Source organism: Crenothrix polyspora, from assembly GCF_900163755.1.
GTDB lineage: Bacteria > Pseudomonadota > Gammaproteobacteria > Methylococcales > Methylomonadaceae > Crenothrix > Crenothrix polyspora.
Map to the genome: position 1 here is coordinate 1 of NZ_FUKI01000048.1, position 16,730 is coordinate 16,730.

Consider the following 16,730-nt stretch of genomic DNA (forward strand, 5'->3'; position numbering starts at 1 on the left):
GTTAAAGGCATTCTTGTATTTTTGTTCAGCGCTAAAACCTTGTTGGGTTCCGCCGCCAAAACCACCGGCTGCTGCGCCAATAGCAGCGCCGCCGGCGGGGTTGCCAGTAAAAGCACCCACTATCGCACCACCAACAGCCCCTACCGCCCCCCCCTACACCGGCACCAATGGCGGCTTTTTTCCCCGTGCCGCCTGATGACTGGCTAGCAAGTTGTTTGCATTCAGCCATATCCTGATTAATATTATACGCATTGGGGTCGTTAGCGCCGTCCACTGTCGGTGTCCAGTTTGTTTGGCTGGCACAGCCCGATAAAACAAGGCCACCGATTAAAAACAGACTGCTGGTTAATTTTTTCATGTGCTTCTCTGTGTGTCATGTTTAAAGTAAGACAGTCAAGGCTATGCCCCAAGCTGCATGGTGATTTTGTCAAAGCCTAAAAGTCAAACTAACAACGGGTGTAAATAAATGCTATTTCACGCCCGCTGATTACACCCAATCAGGTTAAAAAACCACTAGACAGCGGCTTCCGCGTCCAAAAGCCGATCTAACGTACAGATATGCTCTTGTTGGGTAGGTAACAGCTTTGTTTCAATCAAGGAGCGCATATCTGAAGACAGTTCGGTATTTTGCAATGCCTCTTCATAATCTTCAGCCCCCCTTTTTTCGCCTTCCTGTAACGTCTTTAGCGCTGTTTCTTTACCCAGCAGATTAGCGCCACCAATAACCATTTTCGCCCAAGTGCCTTTCCAAGCGCCTAATTTTTCCGAGGGAATGCCTCCCTGTTGACGTATTTGTGCCTGTAAGCTGGACACTGCATTTTTATGTTCTTGATAAATTGGCGTTATATAATTGGGGCTGGCCAATCCGATACCGTTCCGAAGTTTATCCAAAGCTTGTTGATAGGCCTCTGTTGCTAGCAATTCATTTTTCAGTAATTTGTCGAGTATTTTAATATTATGCATAGTAAAACTCCTGTCTGTGTAATTACAATACCTTCGCCAAACCAAGTGATTAAAGCCAACGAAAAGTTTCGCAGGCTTTAATCAAAAATGCCAGATCAAAGCCTGTAAATGCTAAGCAACGGTCGCGTCTAAAAGCTGCTCCAAAATACGGATATGCTCTTGCTGATCCGGTAACAACTTTGTTTCAATCAAGGCGCGAATATCGGAAGGTAATTCAGCATCTTCCAGTGCGGCCTCAAAATCCTTTGCACCATTTTTTTCGCCTTCATGCAACGCTTTTAGTGCAGATTTATGCCCCATCATAGTTGCGCCACCCATCAGCATTTTTGCCCAAGTTCCCCAGGCACCTGAGCTTTCAACAGGCGTTCCATCCAGTCGGCGAATCAGCCCTTGTAAGCTGAAAACCGCCTCGGAATGGTCATCATAAATCGGCATTAAGCTCTCAGAATTACCCAGCCCAACCTCGTTCTTAAGGCTATTTAACACCTGTTGATAGGTTTCCATTGCCGATAATTCATCTTTCAAAAACGTGTTAAGTGTGTTGATGTTATGCATGATAATTCCCGTATGATCAGTGTTTGATGGCCTTTGCCGGCATTGTGTCGATTGAGCTTAGACGGTCTTTTCTTCAGTGGAAGAAATATCTTCAGCATGGGCTTTTTCAAAGATGTCTTTCGCCTGGTCACGCGCATCACTGCTTGCCGCATGCACCGAAATTAGGACGTTACCGCCATTGATCTTGCCTTCGTAACGTTTGGCTTCGTATTCTGGAATGCCAACGCCGATTAAAGCGCCGGTTAAACCGCCTGTTGCAGCGCCCACCGCCGCGCCACTTAATGCGCCCATAATAGGACCTGCTGCAATTAATGGCCCGACACCTGGAATGGCCAAACTGCCAATCCCTGCTAATAACCCAATAACCGCGCCCGCACTTAAACCGACCGCACCACCGATAGCAGCGCCTTCCGGTGCTTTGGTATGTTTTTCATGAGCAAAATCCTTGGTAGTGGTTTTGTCAGGAAATAACACCGATATATCATTGTTTGAAAAGCCAGCCGATCTTAGGCTATTGACGATGATTTCGGTTTGGTCGATATTTTTGGCGATACAAAAAACTGCTTTACTCATGACATGCTCCTAGGCCGTTAAGGCGCTTTGATTTCAAGTTGGTTGATGACTCGGATGACACCGCGCGTATGCTTGGCGATTTTTTTCAGTTTTCTTCTTTCCGCCCTGTTTTCCACAGGCCCCCGCAACGTCACCCGTCCGTTACGGGTGATGATTTTGACATTCTGCGCATTAATGGATAGCGATTTGTTTCTGACCAGCATCCTGCGTATATGTGCGGTGATACGAAGGTCGCCCTTGGTTTCCTGTTGGTCTTCTGGGGTAAGAGTCGCATTATTTTGGTCGCGAACATTGCGGTGGGTGTTTTCCAGTGCCGAATTACGCGCCAAAATAAAGGCTGGATCTTGGTCGGCTTGGACGACTCCCGTCATCAGCATTAAACTGCCCGATAACGCGAGCATTATTAACGATAAACGTGTAGACATAATGATCTCCTTGGTGTTGGTTTTTTAAAATAAATGCCGATAGGTGGCTGCTCACTTAAGACGGGACAATGAACAGGGATACTTGTTCGAAGATTATCAATGTAAAAACCTGCCGAAGGGTATAAGGAACGACAAGCTTTTCACCGGTTTAATCTGCACTTATCCCGTCTTAAATGGGTAACCTTTAGTTAGGCTTACATATCAGCAGTCTGTCAAAAACACTGATGATGTAAGTTGGTGGAGAGAATACGGCTAAAAAATATTAGCGTCGGTGCGGTGTCGCACATTGCAGATAAACAATTTTTAATGGAATGTTGGATTGTAAATTTAGCTATCCAGCCGGATTGCTTATGTGCGGCTGCGCACAGACTGCCTGTAATCGCCTGTGTATATTTCAAGCCAGGCAAGAGGATTAATGCTGTATTTGATCAAAGCTGTCGTTAAGCATAACTCGATTAATCCTGTTGAAACCCGAATTAATCAGAGGCGACTTCAAACCTTGCCTAACACTGATTAAGACTTATCCATAACAAGCTAACAGGAAAAAATCATGAATAATAGTGACCAAATTAAACCCGATATGCCGGTTGTGTGTTCCTTAGATGGCCAGTTTGCCACGGTCGATCACATGGACGGTACAAATACCATTAAGTTGACCAAAGATAAGACCGGCCAGCACCATTACATTCCGTTAAGCTGGGTAACATCAACCGAGGGCGGCAAGGTAAAAGTCGATCGTCCAGGTGCAGAGGCCATGCAACAGTGGTCGACTACGCCACCGATTATGTAGACCAGCGGTAAATATGTTTTTTTTGCTACTAAATAGCACATGGACAACACTGATTAGGCTAGTTTAATTGGTTTTTTCAATCGTTTAATCAGTGCTATCTGTCATCAACCCTTTATTTATTATTTTGGCTAACGGGTACTAGGATGGAATCAAAAACTCACCAAGTAGAATGTCATAATTGCAGACTAGCCAATGGTTGCCTAGCCAAGGGTCTGGACGGCGACGAGATTAAGCAGCTGGAAACTATCATTAGCCATAAACGCCCTTTAAAACCGAGTGAATTTTTATACCGGCAGGATGATCAGGCGCAAAGTTTGTTTGTTGTCAAATCCGGTTCTTTCCGTAGCACGGTGCTGGACGCAGAAGGTATTGAACACACGGTTGATTTCCATTTGCCCGGCGAGTTGATCGGCCTGGAAGCCTTGCAAAAAGGCCTGTTTCGCGGGTCTGTCGAGGCACTGGAAACCGCGTCTGTGTGTGAGCTACCCTTAGCGCAACTTAGCCCGTTATCCAGCAAAATACCGGGCTTGCAATCACAACTGCTGCATATTATTGGTTCTCAATTTGCTGCCCAACATGACAGGGCGGCCTTACTTGGCAACCATCCTGCCAGTGAAAAAACGGCCAGATTTTTGCTGATGCTATCACATCGCTACAGCAATCTGGGCTATTCCAGCACGGAATTTAATTTGTCCATGCCGCGCTATCATATTGCCAGCTTCCTGTGCTTATCTTTAGAAACCGTGAGTCGGCAACTGGGTCGCCTTAAGGAAAAAGGCCTTATTTCTGTCCAGAAACGTGGCATACACATCAATAGCCTGGAGTCGCTTAAGAGCAGTATTTAGACGTACACCTGCTGAAAACCCTGGATAGCCAGTTCGCTACTGGATTATCTGCCACTTTTACCTTGAATGGTAGAACCGTTTAACCTTAATCTTGTGGGTAAAAATATCACCATGAATCAGCTATTAGCCGTTAAAATGAAACCCATCAGTAAAACCTTTTTCAAAGGTCTAATCGCCATTATCCCCCTTACGCTGACGCTGTATTTGCTCTTTTGGTTAGCCAGTACTGCGGAATTGGCGTTAGGCAATATTTTTAAATTTTTCTTGCCGGACAATTGGTATATCCATGGCTTTGGCTTTGTGCTGGGTCTAGTGGTGGTGTTTTTTTTCGGAAGCTTTCTAAATTCTGAAACGTTTCGTAGTCTATTTGGTTTATTTGAAGAAATGGTTAATCAGATTCCAATTGTTAAAAGTATTTATTCGGCCATTCGTGATTTCAGTGCGTTGTTTTCCAGCGGCAAGCACGGTAAATTTAAACAAGTGGTGCTGGTTAAAGTACCACACGGTAATGGCCAACAAATCGGCTTTATTACGGTTTCAGATTTTGAAGAAATTTCGCATACATTGATTGCCGACGACCAAATTGCCGTGTTTTTACCCTTCAGTTACCAGATGGGTGGCAATACCGTGATTATGTCGCGGGAAAATGTGCTTGAAATAGATTTGTCTGTTGAGGATGCGCTACGTTTTATTGCTACCGCTGGGGTTGTTGGTCATGTAGGTGATAACAAAACTCAAGTTAAAGTGGATAAGCCGACTATGACAGCATGAGCGTAGAACAACAATCTTGGCAAGTGAGCACCAATATTTTTATGGTATCTACAGACCTTTTTTACTTATTTTCGGGAAATGTAAATGGATACTTCAATGCACTCAATACAAGCATTATTTTATCAATTGGGTTTGAAAAGTGATGAAGAGCAAATATCTGCTTTTATTGAAAAACACAAACCGTTACCTGCGCATATTATCTTGCACGAAGCCTATTTTTGGAACGATGCCCAAGTGGCATTTCTGATTGAAGCGATTGAAGAGGATTCGGATTGGTGTGAATTTGTAGATCAGTTGGATTGTTTGCTGAGAGAAAGTTAATCTATGATTAGCTGTCGATTCAGACGTGACAACGGCATCACGTCTGGAAGATTAAACGGTAAAATAGGCCGCCCCATAGTCAGGTACAATCAGGCTATACGAAAGGTTTTCTAACAACCGATCATGCTGGTCAACTGAATATTTTTTTTCATACAGTATCCGATTAATTAATTTTGCCGACATTTCTAAGTCACCTGCCCAATAGGCACAAATTGACAGCTCATCCATAAACTGCCATTCGTGTATACTTTGGTCGACAAATAAAATATCGTTAGGAAAAGGTAAGTTTTCTTGCGCTTTGCCCAATTGATAGCCCAAGCTGTATTGTTCGTTTTCTCGGCAATATTTAACAATTTCGTACAAAGCTTCCAAACGGTGTGGCCGATAGGCAAAAGCTTGCAAACCAGTATAAAGCCATTGGCTAAAAGGACAATCCGATCGGTATTGGCAAATCATTTTCATGTAGTATGAATAATAAACCTCCTCTTCCCAGCCACCATCGACTATACGCTGGTCATACCATTTAATGGCATTAGTATTGTCTCCGTAATCTTTGTAACTGTTGGCCAGATAAAATTTATAGCGGCTGTTATCCGGTTCGTCCTGTAATCCTACCGAAAGTAAATATATATCACGTTGGTATTTGTCTACTTTGCTGCCACCGTCACTATGATCGATAAAATAAAGTGAAGTCAGTTTTTGTGGTGCAATGTAACCGTCTTCAGGTTCGTAATATTCATGGGTTACACCTATCGATTGCCATCTCAATGTGGCAGCAACCAAGCGGGTGTTATAGTACATTAGCCTACCGTTATATTGCCTAAGAACATAATGCACATCCTGTAATTGCGCTTTGCTAAAACCATCATCCACCAATTCCATATCGGCATCCATGAACAATAAATAATCGGCTTTGCTTTGTGCCAATTTTAAAGCTTGAGTACGGTTATAACCAAAATTTTGCCACACCACGGAATGCAATTCACCAGGAATGTCACGTTCAGCAAAAAACTGTTGAATACAGCTAACGGTGTTGTCAGTTGATCCCGTATCACAAATCAACCAATAATCAATTAAATGGACAACTGAAGCCAATGCACGAAGAATGATTTTACTTTCATTCTTAACAATCATATTTAGGCAGATTGTAGATGTCATCGGAAATTAAACCTTTGGCCACAAGTTTTACTCTTGTGGCCTACTATTTATTAATGTCTATTTGCAAACTCTGGCTGCTGTTAACTGTGCGCCACTACATTGCGGCACACCCGATTGTAATAACGCAGCTGAACCATTAGGGCAAACACTGCTAATACTCCAGGTTATGCCCGAAGTAGAGCTACCAAGAGGTAGTTTGGCACCACAAAGATTAGCACCGGAAAAATTAACGCTATTTAACGTAGCGCCGTTAAAATTGGCAAACGTTAAAGTAGCATTAGTAAAATTTGCCCCACTTAAATTGGCAAAACTGAAATCAGCGCTTTTATTAGCAGCATTTTGGGTATAAAAGTTAGTATCGACCAGTGTGGTCTTTACTAAATTTGCACCGGTAAAGTTAAAAAGCACTAAATCCAAACCATTTAAATTGGCTTCTACCAAGTTTGCACCCCGTAAATCACGTCCCGCAGCAGCAAAACTGACGCTCGAATTTGTAAGGTTACAGCCGGCAAGGTTCTGCCCTGCCTTAGGTTGTTGACAATAAGAAGGTAAGCTACTAGTAATCTTTGCCTGAGCGGGGACAGCCTTCAAAATAGCGGCAGAATTTTGAGGAGGGCAATAATATTCAATTGTAATAGGTACAGACACTGTAACCGGTGGACATGCGAAAGCAGTGCAGTCACCAGGTCGTGTTCTAATGGCAGTTACAGTCTCCGTGCAAATGCTTCCACTTGGTCCAGTTGGACCTGTAGCCCCTTGTAGTCCAGTTGCGCCCTGTGGCCCAGTTGGGCCTACACTTCCCACGCCACTCGGGCCAGTCGGACCTTGAGGGCCAGTTGCCCCTGTATCACCTTTAGAACCAGGAGTGCCTGGTGTTCCAGGCAGGCCTCCTAACCCTGTATCACCTTTTAATCCAGTGTCGCCTTTTTGGCCTTGTAGACCGGTTTTTCCATCTGCTCCGGCTGGGCCAGTTGCCCCCGTATCACCTTTAGAACCAGGCGTGCCTGGTGTTCCAGGCACGCCTTTTGACCCTGTATCACCCTTCAAGCCAGTATCGCCTTTTTGGCCTTGTAAACCGGTTTTTCCATCTGCTCCGGCTGAGCCAGTATCACCCTTTTGGCCAGTTTTTCCATCTGCCCCCGTATCCCCTTTGAAACCAGGCATCCCTGTATCACCTCTGCCTCCTGTGTTCCCCTTCGCCCCAGTATCACCCTTTTGCCCCGTTAGTCCTCTAGGTCCTTCTTGAGACCAAATAACAAAACTACCGGCAAGTAGGTTACAGTCATCCTTTAATTTATTTAATTCTTTGCCAGTCGGATCTTGACTAGGAGTTTTTAAGTCCACTTTTAATATACTGACCAATCCGCGTGCTTTTGAATAACAAGCGGCAATTCTACTGTCGGCCAAAGCCTCGCCGCCTGGATTCATCGTACCGGCAATAATGACCCCAATGCCAATGGGACCTAAAAATTTATGCGTGTTCATTTAACCCCCTCTAAATAATACTACTGCGCGCGTAGTTAACATTCAGTGCTCAATTTAAATTTAAAAAAGCGGGATTAGTAATTTGGCCTAAATTCTTTTTTAAAGAGAGCGATTAAACAAACCACACACAACCGTTGCAAAAATTAACCACTATTTACGGCTACTGCCACCATAATTTATTATTCCTTGCATTTTTTCATTTTGGATTGCGCCCACACCACCAAAAGATTCGCCGCGCGGACCAAACGGCCCTCCCACAAGAACTCCCTTGGCGGATGACGCATCTTGTGAATTTGCACCTATTGAAAAATGGCCTGACGTTTGGTCAAACTGGAATCTACCATAGGGGTCTAAAGAAACGTTATTCCCTGTGATTTGAGCAACTACGCCTGGCGCTTTATAGTTCAGTACAAGGTTGTTAAGTTTTTCGTTGGGATAATCAACTAGGGCGAAGCCTCTCCCACAGCCATCACAAGGTACTAAAGGGCCGCCTTTAGAGGAAAAATCGCCATTACCTATAAAAAAGTATCGCTGTGGCCCCAGGGCATTTACAATATCAAGGGGTGTCGGTTGACCCTCGACAAAATAAACATAGCCATGAAAAAGACCAGAAGCCGAGCCATGGTTGCCTTTTGTTAACCGAGGGAAATCAAACCCGGTCCAATAAGCGCCCAGTTCAAGACCCGTAAATTTATGTGAAGGTGTAGGGAGTAAGATACGTTCTAATTGGCCATTGGTTACAATGTTGCTGCCTTTATTAAGCTGGGCATCATTAAACGCTGTTATGCGTCCAGAATTATGCGCCGGATCAACTTGCAGGTTTAAGAAACCCTCACCCTCGTGTCCAATTTGGTTAATAGAAATCACGTCTTTGGCATTGACAGGGGATATGGAAACCGGAACACGGTTCATAAAAGGTGCGGTTGAATCTGTTTTAACATCGTCAGGATTACGATACGCCCAAAAAGTAGAATAAAATCCACACTGCCCCGCGTCATTGCACGCGGGAGATGACTTATCTATGCCTTTTACTTCGCGGTCAACACCCGCTAAATCGCTGGGTAATTGCACAGGGGGCTCATCAGGCGGTATGTTATGCATTACCAATAGTTTTGGCGGGCTAGGCTTTAGCCCTGTCGCAACTGGGGGGTTCATGTGATCAGAAACAATCTCTGGCATGGTTTCCTGATGGTCAGGAATGGAAACTAACAATTGTTGTGCCATAGCAAAATTTGGGTCATTTTTAACCGCTTCATCACATTGTTCACGGGCTTTTTTAAATTCGCCTTTATCCATTAAATCCAGGCAGTAGCAAAACGCCTTAAACGCCTTAACATTAGTGGTTTGCGGTTTGTTAATGGCATTTTTAACAGCAGGCGATAATTTATCAGATGTTATACCAATATTTTGGAGCAATTTATAAACCAGCTGTTTTTGCAGCACAAAGATTTCAGCCAGTTTATTGGCCTCTTTAATGTCGTTTGATGAACCGCCTTCTGCATCGGTTGTCGTGGCATTTACCGTCAGTTGCTCGTCTTCCTGATCTTCAGCAAAACCTACGTTACAACTGCATAAAACCAACAACAGCAATCCTATTTTATGGAATGGGTAAAGTTTCATTTTGCCCCCTTGCTGGATTCTATTAAATAATCACCAATCATCAGTTTTTCTGCACGCATAATACGACCCGCCCGTACACGAGAATTTTTTTCTACCAAACCCCCCGATTCTGATAACTTTATTTCATCGATTAATGTTTGCAGTTTCTCCCGTTCAAGGACTTTTAAGCCTGGTACTTTCATAAGATCACTGATAACAAAAGCGGTTAGGCCCTTGCCTATAGGCTGGTAACGTTCCGCGCCTTTATTTATTAGCGGATGGATCGCAATGCTATTGGGCTCTGGCTGTTCCTGGGACAGGTTTTTTTCTTTGGCAATAAGCACTTTTACCTCATCCCTGATGGCTTTTGTGTTCATCAGCGTGAGCTGTTTGGTAACGCCATTTTTTTGGGCAGCTTCAGGATCAATCTCGGCGTAGTGTTTCCATTGCAGTACAGCTTCAGCCACCTTGTTATCCTTAAGCTCAAATAACCCAAGATGATAAGCAGCAGCGGCGTTATAAGGAAAGGCGTACTGTATTTGTTTGAACAACGTGCCTGATGTGGCCAGATCCCTGTTTTTAAATGCCTGGGTGGCCCGAATGACAGCCGGTGTTTCAGGGCTTATTTGTTCAGAAACCTCCACATCCATGCCTTGAGGGATTTGTGCAATAGCTAAATTGTCCGATGACAAGTTGAGCAAATTTCCAGGGTACAACGTTTTATCGCCTTGCTTGTCATGCCATACTGCGGAAACAAGGTCATTGAAAATTGCAATTTGGCGTTGGTCATTGATCGATTTTGCAAAAATTTTCCCCATAGACAACGTAAGTGTCCCATTCCCCACTTGTAACATGATGGGTTGCTCTTGTTGCTCCAGTGCAGGCATAGCATAGGCAAGTAATTGGCCTTGTATGAGAGTTATCTGTTGGCTATTACCAAACTTAACTTTCGTGGCGAAACCCATATGGATGGCATTACCATTTGGAAGCGCAATGCGACAGCGGCTGTCTGGATTATCGGTGGTTTGAATTGAATCGCCAGGCAACAACACATTATCGACATGAGCTGTTTTATCCAGTTTTACCAGTTGCATTTCACCCGTACACAGCTCAATTTGTGCAACACCAGATAGGGTATTAGCCAGCGTGCCATGACAATAAAACAACGCATCAAAACAAAGTAAAACAAAGTAAATATGCTTGGGAAAATACTGATATTTTTTCATCGTTTATTTCCTCCTGACTGGGTTAAAAATTCAAATTTGTACCGAAATTTAACCCGACCATATTTTTATCGTAGTCGAACAATATTTCATTTGAGTTATTGTCGGTGTAGTTATAACTCAATGATACGAAGTAATATTTGTAAAATGTTTGACTTAAGGAAAAAGTTAACGAATAGCGGTTATCTAAACGGTTACCCGCCAGAGATAAAAATGCCGGTGCGTCGTAATGACGATCCAGGTATTTAAAGTCCAGATACAATTCTGTTCCAGTTTTAAAGTGGGCAAAATACGATGGCCCTACCGACCATTCATCATAAGACCAGCTGGCAGAATTAGCATCACGTCGACTGTAAGTGCCAAGCAAGGTTAGGGAATGCTCAGCATCAAAAGCCTTAAATTTGTAACGTGGCCCAAAAGTACCCGTGTGGGTAGCATTGCTGAAAAGATCATACGGGGAAACAAAAGTTTCATTTTCATAATGGTACGACAGCGTTAAATCCGTATTGTCCAGCATGTTAATTTCAAGGTTAGGCATGAAATAGTAAGATTGGGATAAAGATTGATTGGAAAAGCGTCGATCAATAAATCCAACAGGTAATTTTGCCTTAAACCAAGAAGCATAGTAATCAAGCCCTGTATAAACATCTGTTTGCGTGTAATTAAAATTACTGTTGGTCTTATCCGGGTATTCATGGTGGAGAAATTGAAGGTGGTTATGCCAGGCAAACCCGTTGGGGTCGCCAAAATCGTAGATTGAATCAGCATTGATATTAAACTTAATCAACCAACCATCGAGATTGCCGCCAGGAATCGAAAAGCGTTCATCTCTAGTGCCAACATTGACGTTACTGTCATATTCAGAGCCAATAGAGGCACGAAGCGCTGTGAACAATCGTTTTCCTGACCCATTTTTTTGAGGGTGCTCTAATTCCAGCAGAACCTGTTCAATTTGTTGTTTCAGCCCAGGTTCCGGATTTTCACTGGCCAGTTTTTGTAGCTCTACTTGTGCCGCTGCCTTATTGCCCTCTTGCATATAGGCCGCTGCCAATTCCAGGCGCACTCTTGAAAGCTTAGGCTCGCGTGCCAAAATTTGCTGATACTTTTCGATGGCCAATTGGGTTTGGCCTGTTTCATACGCGGAACGTCCCAGCCAAAATAATACCTGTGTTCTATCATCAGTTGCGGCAATTTCTCGCAAGATAGGTAAGGCTAAGCGATATTGGCGATTGTAGTATAAGCCCATCGCCTCGTGTAATTTGGCATCCAGGGAGGCATTGTTTTGGGGGGTAACCGATTGGTAATTCTTGTCCTGCCCTTTAGCAGATAAAGTATCGGTAATTGAATCTGCCAAGAGGTTTTTGCTGAATACCAGAACCCATAAAACCAAGCCTGATTTTATTGTTGGCATGAGATTGTATTGTTGTTTTTTCATTAACCACACCTGCATAAGCCAAAGATTAAATTTTGCAAATACTATTGAAGCAGCGGGGCGTAGAGTTTAAAAATAAACACAGAATTCTGAAATGAATTTTTAGACTCTGTTCGTACAAACTTGGCTTTATAACCAATAAAAACGCGGTGCTCTCCTCACCAGATGCGGTTAAAGTCGGCCCTAAAAAAACCTGAAACTTGCGGTTTGAAAATTTATTATTTTCGTCAAGTAAGTATATTAAACGTTAGATTGTAAAGCAATATATTTACATCAAACTTATTGACTTATTTGCAACTATAGTGAAGCTCATTTTCAGAGCCATACTTTAAGATGGTAACCTGCAATTAAAGAAGAGCAGATTATGAGCGAAACAAAACGAAAATACTTTACGTGTGATTTCAAGGCTAAAGTCGTTCTTGACGCGATTCTGGGTCTCAAGACAGTTAACGTTGTGGTCAATATTTTTGGGGTTCACCCAATACAAGTAACTTTGTGGGAGAAAGAATTGACCGATCAGGTATCTAGGGTTGTGATTACAGCATTTTCACAGTTCAATAGTTACAGCGTAACCGTTCGTGCTGAGCTTGTCGAAGTGTGCCGTTCATGCTTCGACAAGCTCAGCACGAACGGTGGCTGTAACTGTCCTAAGTTGAAAACGCTGTAAAAGTACGGGGAATTATAGGCGTTGGTGCATAAATTAATCGATACCGACATTTCCCCTTACCCCATTTTTTAGGACAGCGCTATCCCTACCCGAACCGAAACCGGCATACCCAAGTAGGTCATAATATTCATCGCCGCGACACAGGTATGGGCTTCAGTTTCCTGTGTTTCAAAAATACGGGAAGCCAAGCTGTCGCCAAATCGCTTCCATTCTGCCAAACAGATACATTCCGCTATAGAGAAAACGTCACCTAACCAATTTGAACAACACAATTAAAAAGCGCCTAATGCAGTATCCAAATTTACTTGACCATTACAGTTAACACTGCTTTATCAAGCCAATGTCCTGACACTAGTTTCCCGCCCCCACTGCCGTGTCTTAGCGGCGGTGACAAAGCTATCTACATTATCTTCAATAGCCATAACACCCTCATCAGAACCAATACCGGCAGCTTTCAGTAAGGCCTCCCCGCCCCTATCAAAGCCAATAGCTTTTAGATGACCAAACGCATCCCGTATAAAATCAACAGCGGCGGCTTCCTTGGCCAATTTCGCGGCGGCTTGATCGGAAAGAATAATGACGACCGCATCAAACATCACCGACGGCGTACCGGCCAATTGGCCATCAATATCCAAAACACGGCCATCTTCTAGGGTAACTTGGCCTATGGTCAGTGCCACACACTTAACAACTGCACCGGCACGAATAACCGCATTTTGAACCGCTTCAATGCTGGCTGCATCCGAACCGTCAGCAAGCAATAGGCCGATAACACGACCCTCGAGCGTGTCTTTCATATTGCCGATGATTTGCAGTGCAGGCGATGCAGGGAGCTGTTGCACCGCTACCGCTGTTACTGGAGCCGTTGGCAAGTCGTGCATACCAAGACCCACACCTACGCGCTGTGCCAGGCTTTCTTCAATATGGCGTAAATGGCCGACCATGGCGGTACGGATATGCGGGTGTTCCAGCTTGGAAAGCTCAAACACCAAAGCAGAGGCAAGATGCGCCTGTTCAAAACTGCTCAGGCTGATATAAAACTGCCGCGCCTGGCTGTAATGGTCGGCAAAGCTTGCTGCACGAATCCGACCTTTTACCCCATTCTCCTCTACCGCTGCACTGCTAAAGCCGGTTTTGGCGTGTTCGCGTGGCGAGTCTTCTGCCAGGGTATTGGGTTCGTAAGACACGCGCCCTGTCGGTTGTGCCATTTGCATATGGCCATCGCGCTGCTGGTTGGCAAACGGGCACTTGGGCGCATTGACCGGTATCTGGTTAAAATTGGCGGAACCCAAGCGGGATAACTGAGTATCCAGATAGGAAAACAAACGGCCTTGCAATAGCGGATCGTTGGAAAAATCAATGCCGGGCACCACATGCGACGGGCAAAAAGCCACTTGCTCGGTCTCGGCAAAAAAATTGTCCGGCCAACGGTTAAGCACCATGCGGCCAATCACAGTTAGCGGGATCAGCTCTTCGGGGATCAGCTTGGTGGGGTCGAGATGGTCGAACGGAAAGCTGTCGGCTTGAGCCTCCGTAAACAACTGCACGGAAAACTCCCATTCCGGGAAATCCCCGTTGCTGATGGCATCAAACAGTTCACGGCGATGGAAGTCAGGGTCGGCACCGGCAATCTTGACGGCTTCATCCCACAGCGTCGATTGCAAACCCAGTTTGGGCCGCCAATGAAATTTGACGAAAGTCGATACACCAGCCGCATTAATCAAACGAAAACTGTGCACACCAAAACCTTCAATCATCCGCAGCGAGCGCGGTAAGGTGCGGTCCGACATAATCCACATCACCATGTGCATGGATTCTGGGGTCAGAGAAATAAAATCCCAAAAAGTATCGTGTGCCGAGGCGGCTTGTGGAAAACCACGGTCAGGTTCCATTTTGACGGCATGGATCAGGTCGGGAAATTTGATGGCATCTTGAATAAAGAACACCGGGACATTATTGCCCACCAAATCCCAATTGCCTTCTTGGGTGTAAAACTTGATGGCAAAACCGCGCACATCACGCGGCGTATCAGACGATCCAGAACCACCTGCCACCGTTGATATGCGTGCAAATAACGGGGTTTGCACACCCACTTCAGTGAGGATTTTAGCGGTGGTGTATTTTTCCAGGGAATGATTTAGCTCAAAAAAGCCGTGTGCGCCACTGCCACGCGCATGGACGATCCGCTCTGGAATGCGCTCATGGTCAAAGTGGGTGATTTTTTCGCGCAGGATAAAATCTTCCAATAAGGTCGGGCCATTTGGATTGGCTTTTAGGGAATTTTGGTTATCGGAAATCGGCACACCCTGGTTGGTGGTCAATGCTGGCTGGTCGTCGCTGGCAGCTTGATGCCACTCGCCACCGTTGCCGACTGAAAGCGTTGCTGCTACTCCCGATTTTTCCGTTTTAGGCTGGACTGGTTTTTCTTTGCTCATCATGAATCTCCCATTGTCTTGCACGATTGATATACGTTCTTGGCAAGCCTACGGGATAATTTTTGGTGCGTCGGTGCGGTGACACACATTACATGTAGTAGCCAGAAGCCAATATTTTGTCCGGGCTTATGTACGCTAACGAACTGAGTACTTTTGTGAAAGGGTATTTAATTAGCCACGACAGTCCCCATAAGGTCTGTTGTCGCTGTTTAACGCAATGGAGAAAACAATGAAAAAACCTCAGACACCCAGATCAACGCGGATGATGCAAAAGCTCGCTGTCACAGCGGCCTGCGTCATCTTGACAGCAGGTTGCGCAGGCATACCCGCACCCACAGAACAAATGGCCGTTTCCAAGGCGGCGGTCAACAGCGCCAACAGTGCAGGCGGCAATGAGTTTGCCCCGCTACAGCTCAAATCGGCAATGGATAAAATGGACGGTGCTGAAAAGGCGATGACAGCAGAAGATTATCCCTTGGCTCGTCAGCTAGCGGAACAGGCACAGGTTGACGCACAACTGGCCTCGGCAACGGCACGTTCCGCCAAGGCGCAAAAAGCCGCCACTGCCTTGCACGAAGGTAACCAAATCTTGCGCCAAGAAATTGACCGTAAAGTCCAATAATTCAAAGGAATTCACCATGAAAAAAAATAACACCCTACCCTTTACGCTACTTTCACTTGCAATCCTAGCTGGCTGTGCCGCCATGCCGCAAAATACGGCTCTCAGCAATGCACATAGCCGTTATAGCGAAGCCCGTGCCAACCCAGATGTGACTAACCTGGCAGCACTGGAATTAAAAGATGCCGGTGATACGTTAAGCAAGGCCGACCTCGCCGTGAATGCGGGTGAAAGTGAAGACAAAATCAATCAATTGGCTTATCTGGCCACACAACGAGTAGGGATTGCCCAGGAAAATGCCAAGCGCAAAACCGCCGAATTAGCGGTCACCAACGCCGGTGTAAAACGCACTGAGGTGCGTCTTGAGGCCAGAACAGCTGAAGCCGATGCCGCAAAGCTGTTAATCATGCAGCTTAAGGAATTGAATGCCCAGAAAACCGAACGCGGTATGGTGATTACCTTGGGTGATGTCTTGTTCAATACGGACATGGCGCGGCTAAAGCCGGACGGCATCACCAATGTACAAAAACTGGCTGATTTCATGGCGCAATACCCGCAAAACAAAGTCTCGGTTGAAGGCTACACCGACAGCACCGGCAGTGATGGCCATAACCAGGCGCTGTCTGAACGCCGAGCGGCTGCTGTACAAAAGGCTTTGCTCGACATGGGTATTAGCGGCGACCGCGTAGCCACCAGTGGTTATGGTGAAGATTATCCGGTAGCCAGCAACAACAGTGCCGACAGCCGCCAGTTAAACCGGCGTGTGGAAATTATTCTCTCCGATGCTAATGGCCATATTGCGCCCCGCTAGGAGTCTGTCGGTCTTAGGATTTATATCTACCCGATTCGCGTAAAAACACGTAAATCAG

General features: G+C 45.2%; 18 protein-coding genes and 1 pseudogene. 7 read left to right on the forward strand and 12 right to left on the reverse strand.

Annotated features, from left to right (window positions below; genetic code table 11):
* The 5 genes and pseudogenes from CRENPOLYSF2_RS19450 to CRENPOLYSF2_RS03070 form a co-directional block, all read right to left on the reverse strand.
* Positions 1–120: pseudogene (locus CRENPOLYSF2_RS19450) on the reverse strand (hypothetical protein); the annotation flags it as partial.
* A 393-nt stretch (positions 121–513) separates the two neighbouring features.
* A complete protein-coding gene (locus CRENPOLYSF2_RS03055; RefSeq protein ID WP_087142493.1) occupies positions 514–963 on the reverse strand; it encodes a DUF2383 domain-containing protein in 450 nt (149 codons plus the stop codon).
* Positions 964–1,074: 111 nt separating this feature from the next.
* Positions 1,075–1,518 carry a DUF2383 domain-containing protein gene (locus tag CRENPOLYSF2_RS03060; RefSeq protein ID WP_087142494.1) on the reverse strand — a complete coding sequence of 148 codons (444 nt, stop codon included), beginning with the start codon at positions 1,516–1,518 and terminating at the stop codon, positions 1,075–1,077.
* Between the two features lie 57 nt (positions 1,519–1,575).
* The gene (locus tag CRENPOLYSF2_RS03065) at positions 1,576–2,091 is read right to left on the reverse strand and encodes a hypothetical protein (protein WP_087142495.1); all 516 of its coding nucleotides are present in this window, start codon (positions 2,089–2,091) and stop codon (positions 1,576–1,578) included.
* Positions 2,092–2,108: 17 nt separating this feature from the next.
* Positions 2,109–2,516: a BON domain-containing protein gene (locus CRENPOLYSF2_RS03070; RefSeq protein WP_087142496.1), complete on the reverse strand. Its 408-nt coding sequence runs from the start codon at positions 2,514–2,516 to the stop codon at positions 2,109–2,111.
* A 550-nt stretch (positions 2,517–3,066) separates the two neighbouring features.
* On the opposite strand from CRENPOLYSF2_RS03070, the gene CRENPOLYSF2_RS03075 reads away from it, so the two are divergent.
* The 4 genes from CRENPOLYSF2_RS03075 (at position 3,067) to CRENPOLYSF2_RS03090 (ending at position 5,243) form a co-directional block, all read left to right on the forward strand.
* The gene (locus CRENPOLYSF2_RS03075) at positions 3,067–3,306 is read left to right on the forward strand and encodes a DUF2171 domain-containing protein (protein WP_087142497.1); all 240 of its coding nucleotides are present in this window, start codon (positions 3,067–3,069) and stop codon (positions 3,304–3,306) included.
* A 143-nt stretch (positions 3,307–3,449) separates the two neighbouring features.
* Positions 3,450–4,151, forward strand: a complete 702-nt coding sequence (locus tag CRENPOLYSF2_RS03080; protein ID WP_087142498.1) for a helix-turn-helix domain-containing protein — start codon at positions 3,450–3,452, stop codon at positions 4,149–4,151.
* A gap of 111 nt (positions 4,152–4,262) precedes the next feature.
* On the forward strand, positions 4,263–4,922 hold the full coding sequence (locus CRENPOLYSF2_RS03085) for a DUF502 domain-containing protein (protein WP_245807868.1): 660 nt from the start codon (positions 4,263–4,265) through the stop codon (positions 4,920–4,922).
* Positions 4,923–5,018: 96 nt separating this feature from the next.
* On the forward strand, positions 5,019–5,243 hold the full coding sequence (locus CRENPOLYSF2_RS03090; RefSeq protein WP_245807869.1) for a DUF2789 family protein: 225 nt from the start codon (positions 5,019–5,021) through the stop codon (positions 5,241–5,243).
* Between the two features lie 51 nt (positions 5,244–5,294).
* On the opposite strand, the gene CRENPOLYSF2_RS03095 is transcribed toward CRENPOLYSF2_RS03090, so the two are convergent.
* From CRENPOLYSF2_RS03095 to CRENPOLYSF2_RS03115, 5 genes are all read right to left on the reverse strand, one after another.
* Positions 5,295–6,401, reverse strand: a complete 1,107-nt coding sequence (locus CRENPOLYSF2_RS03095) for a glycosyltransferase (RefSeq protein ID WP_087142500.1) — start codon at positions 6,399–6,401, stop codon at positions 5,295–5,297.
* 57 nt (positions 6,402–6,458) lie between these two features.
* On the reverse strand, positions 6,459–7,886 hold the full coding sequence (locus CRENPOLYSF2_RS03100; RefSeq protein WP_087142501.1) for a pentapeptide repeat-containing protein: 1,428 nt from the start codon (positions 7,884–7,886) through the stop codon (positions 6,459–6,461).
* Between the two features lie 150 nt (positions 7,887–8,036).
* A complete protein-coding gene (locus CRENPOLYSF2_RS03105) occupies positions 8,037–9,506 on the reverse strand; it encodes a hypothetical protein (RefSeq protein WP_087142502.1) in 1,470 nt (489 codons plus the stop codon).
* Positions 9,503–10,711 carry a CsgG/HfaB family protein gene (locus tag CRENPOLYSF2_RS03110; protein ID WP_087142503.1) on the reverse strand — a complete coding sequence of 403 codons (1,209 nt, stop codon included), beginning with the start codon at positions 10,709–10,711 and terminating at the stop codon, positions 9,503–9,505. The genes CRENPOLYSF2_RS03105 and CRENPOLYSF2_RS03110 overlap by 4 nt, the downstream gene beginning before the upstream one ends.
* A 22-nt stretch (positions 10,712–10,733) precedes the next feature.
* Complete coding sequence (locus CRENPOLYSF2_RS03115; protein ID WP_176371013.1) at positions 10,734–12,143, reverse strand: surface lipoprotein assembly modifier; 1,410 nt, start codon at positions 12,141–12,143, stop codon at positions 10,734–10,736.
* A gap of 361 nt (positions 12,144–12,504) precedes the next feature.
* Between CRENPOLYSF2_RS03115 and CRENPOLYSF2_RS03120 the strand changes: the two genes are divergently transcribed.
* Positions 12,505–12,807 (forward strand): hypothetical protein, encoded by a 303-nt coding sequence (locus tag CRENPOLYSF2_RS03120; RefSeq protein WP_087142505.1) that lies wholly within the window; start codon positions 12,505–12,507, stop codon positions 12,805–12,807.
* Between the two features lie 68 nt (positions 12,808–12,875).
* On the opposite strand, the gene CRENPOLYSF2_RS18740 is transcribed toward CRENPOLYSF2_RS03120, so the two are convergent.
* Both CRENPOLYSF2_RS18740 and CRENPOLYSF2_RS03125 read right to left on the reverse strand, forming a co-directional pair.
* A complete protein-coding gene (locus CRENPOLYSF2_RS18740; RefSeq protein ID WP_176371014.1) occupies positions 12,876–13,025 on the reverse strand; it encodes a hypothetical protein in 150 nt (49 codons plus the stop codon).
* Between the two features lie 114 nt (positions 13,026–13,139).
* Positions 13,140–15,245 carry a catalase gene (locus CRENPOLYSF2_RS03125; protein ID WP_245807870.1) on the reverse strand — a complete coding sequence of 702 codons (2,106 nt, stop codon included), beginning with the start codon at positions 15,243–15,245 and terminating at the stop codon, positions 13,140–13,142.
* Between the two features lie 226 nt (positions 15,246–15,471).
* Here CRENPOLYSF2_RS03125 and CRENPOLYSF2_RS03130 point away from each other — a divergent pair, with 226 nt between their 5' ends.
* Positions 15,472–15,864, forward strand: a complete 393-nt coding sequence (locus CRENPOLYSF2_RS03130; protein ID WP_245807871.1) for a DUF4398 domain-containing protein — start codon at positions 15,472–15,474, stop codon at positions 15,862–15,864.
* Between the two features lie 16 nt (positions 15,865–15,880).
* A complete protein-coding gene (locus CRENPOLYSF2_RS03135) occupies positions 15,881–16,672 on the forward strand; it encodes an OmpA family protein (RefSeq protein WP_087142507.1) in 792 nt (263 codons plus the stop codon).
* Positions 16,673–16,730 lie beyond the last annotated feature (58 nt).

What these genes read in the sequence shown, in the direction of transcription:
- CRENPOLYSF2_RS03095 (WP_087142500.1), bottom strand. Translation starts at nt 6,401, where the DNA reads ATGACATCTACAATCTGCCTAAATATGATTGTTAAGAATGAAAGTAAA.
- CRENPOLYSF2_RS03100 (WP_087142501.1), bottom strand. Translation starts at nt 7,886, where the DNA reads ATGAACACGCATAAATTTTTAGGTCCCATTGGCATTGGGGTCATTATT.
- CRENPOLYSF2_RS03130 (WP_245807871.1), top strand. Translation starts at nt 15,472, where the DNA reads ATGAAAAAACCTCAGACACCCAGATCAACGCGGATGATGCAAAAGCTC.
- CRENPOLYSF2_RS03080 (WP_087142498.1), top strand. Translation starts at nt 3,450, where the DNA reads ATGGAATCAAAAACTCACCAAGTAGAATGTCATAATTGCAGACTAGCC.
- CRENPOLYSF2_RS03090 (WP_245807869.1), top strand. Translation starts at nt 5,019, where the DNA reads ATGCACTCAATACAAGCATTATTTTATCAATTGGGTTTGAAAAGTGAT.
- CRENPOLYSF2_RS03065 (WP_087142495.1), bottom strand. Translation starts at nt 2,091, where the DNA reads ATGAGTAAAGCAGTTTTTTGTATCGCCAAAAATATCGACCAAACCGAA.
- CRENPOLYSF2_RS03055 (WP_087142493.1), bottom strand. Translation starts at nt 963, where the DNA reads ATGCATAATATTAAAATACTCGACAAATTACTGAAAAATGAATTGCTA.
- CRENPOLYSF2_RS03125 (WP_245807870.1), bottom strand. Translation starts at nt 15,245, where the DNA reads ATGATGAGCAAAGAAAAACCAGTCCAGCCTAAAACGGAAAAATCGGGA.
- CRENPOLYSF2_RS03085 (WP_245807868.1), top strand. Translation starts at nt 4,263, where the DNA reads ATGAATCAGCTATTAGCCGTTAAAATGAAACCCATCAGTAAAACCTTT.
- CRENPOLYSF2_RS03120 (WP_087142505.1), top strand. Translation starts at nt 12,505, where the DNA reads ATGAGCGAAACAAAACGAAAATACTTTACGTGTGATTTCAAGGCTAAA.
- CRENPOLYSF2_RS03075 (WP_087142497.1), top strand. Translation starts at nt 3,067, where the DNA reads ATGAATAATAGTGACCAAATTAAACCCGATATGCCGGTTGTGTGTTCC.
- CRENPOLYSF2_RS03110 (WP_087142503.1), bottom strand. Translation starts at nt 10,711, where the DNA reads ATGAAAAAATATCAGTATTTTCCCAAGCATATTTACTTTGTTTTACTT.
- CRENPOLYSF2_RS03115 (WP_176371013.1), bottom strand. Translation starts at nt 12,143, where the DNA reads ATGAAAAAACAACAATACAATCTCATGCCAACAATAAAATCAGGCTTG.
- CRENPOLYSF2_RS03135 (WP_087142507.1), top strand. Translation starts at nt 15,881, where the DNA reads ATGAAAAAAAATAACACCCTACCCTTTACGCTACTTTCACTTGCAATC.
- CRENPOLYSF2_RS03060 (WP_087142494.1), bottom strand. Translation starts at nt 1,518, where the DNA reads ATGCATAACATCAACACACTTAACACGTTTTTGAAAGATGAATTATCG.
- CRENPOLYSF2_RS03070 (WP_087142496.1), bottom strand. Translation starts at nt 2,516, where the DNA reads ATGTCTACACGTTTATCGTTAATAATGCTCGCGTTATCGGGCAGTTTA.
- CRENPOLYSF2_RS03105 (WP_087142502.1), bottom strand. Translation starts at nt 9,506, where the DNA reads ATGAAACTTTACCCATTCCATAAAATAGGATTGCTGTTGTTGGTTTTA.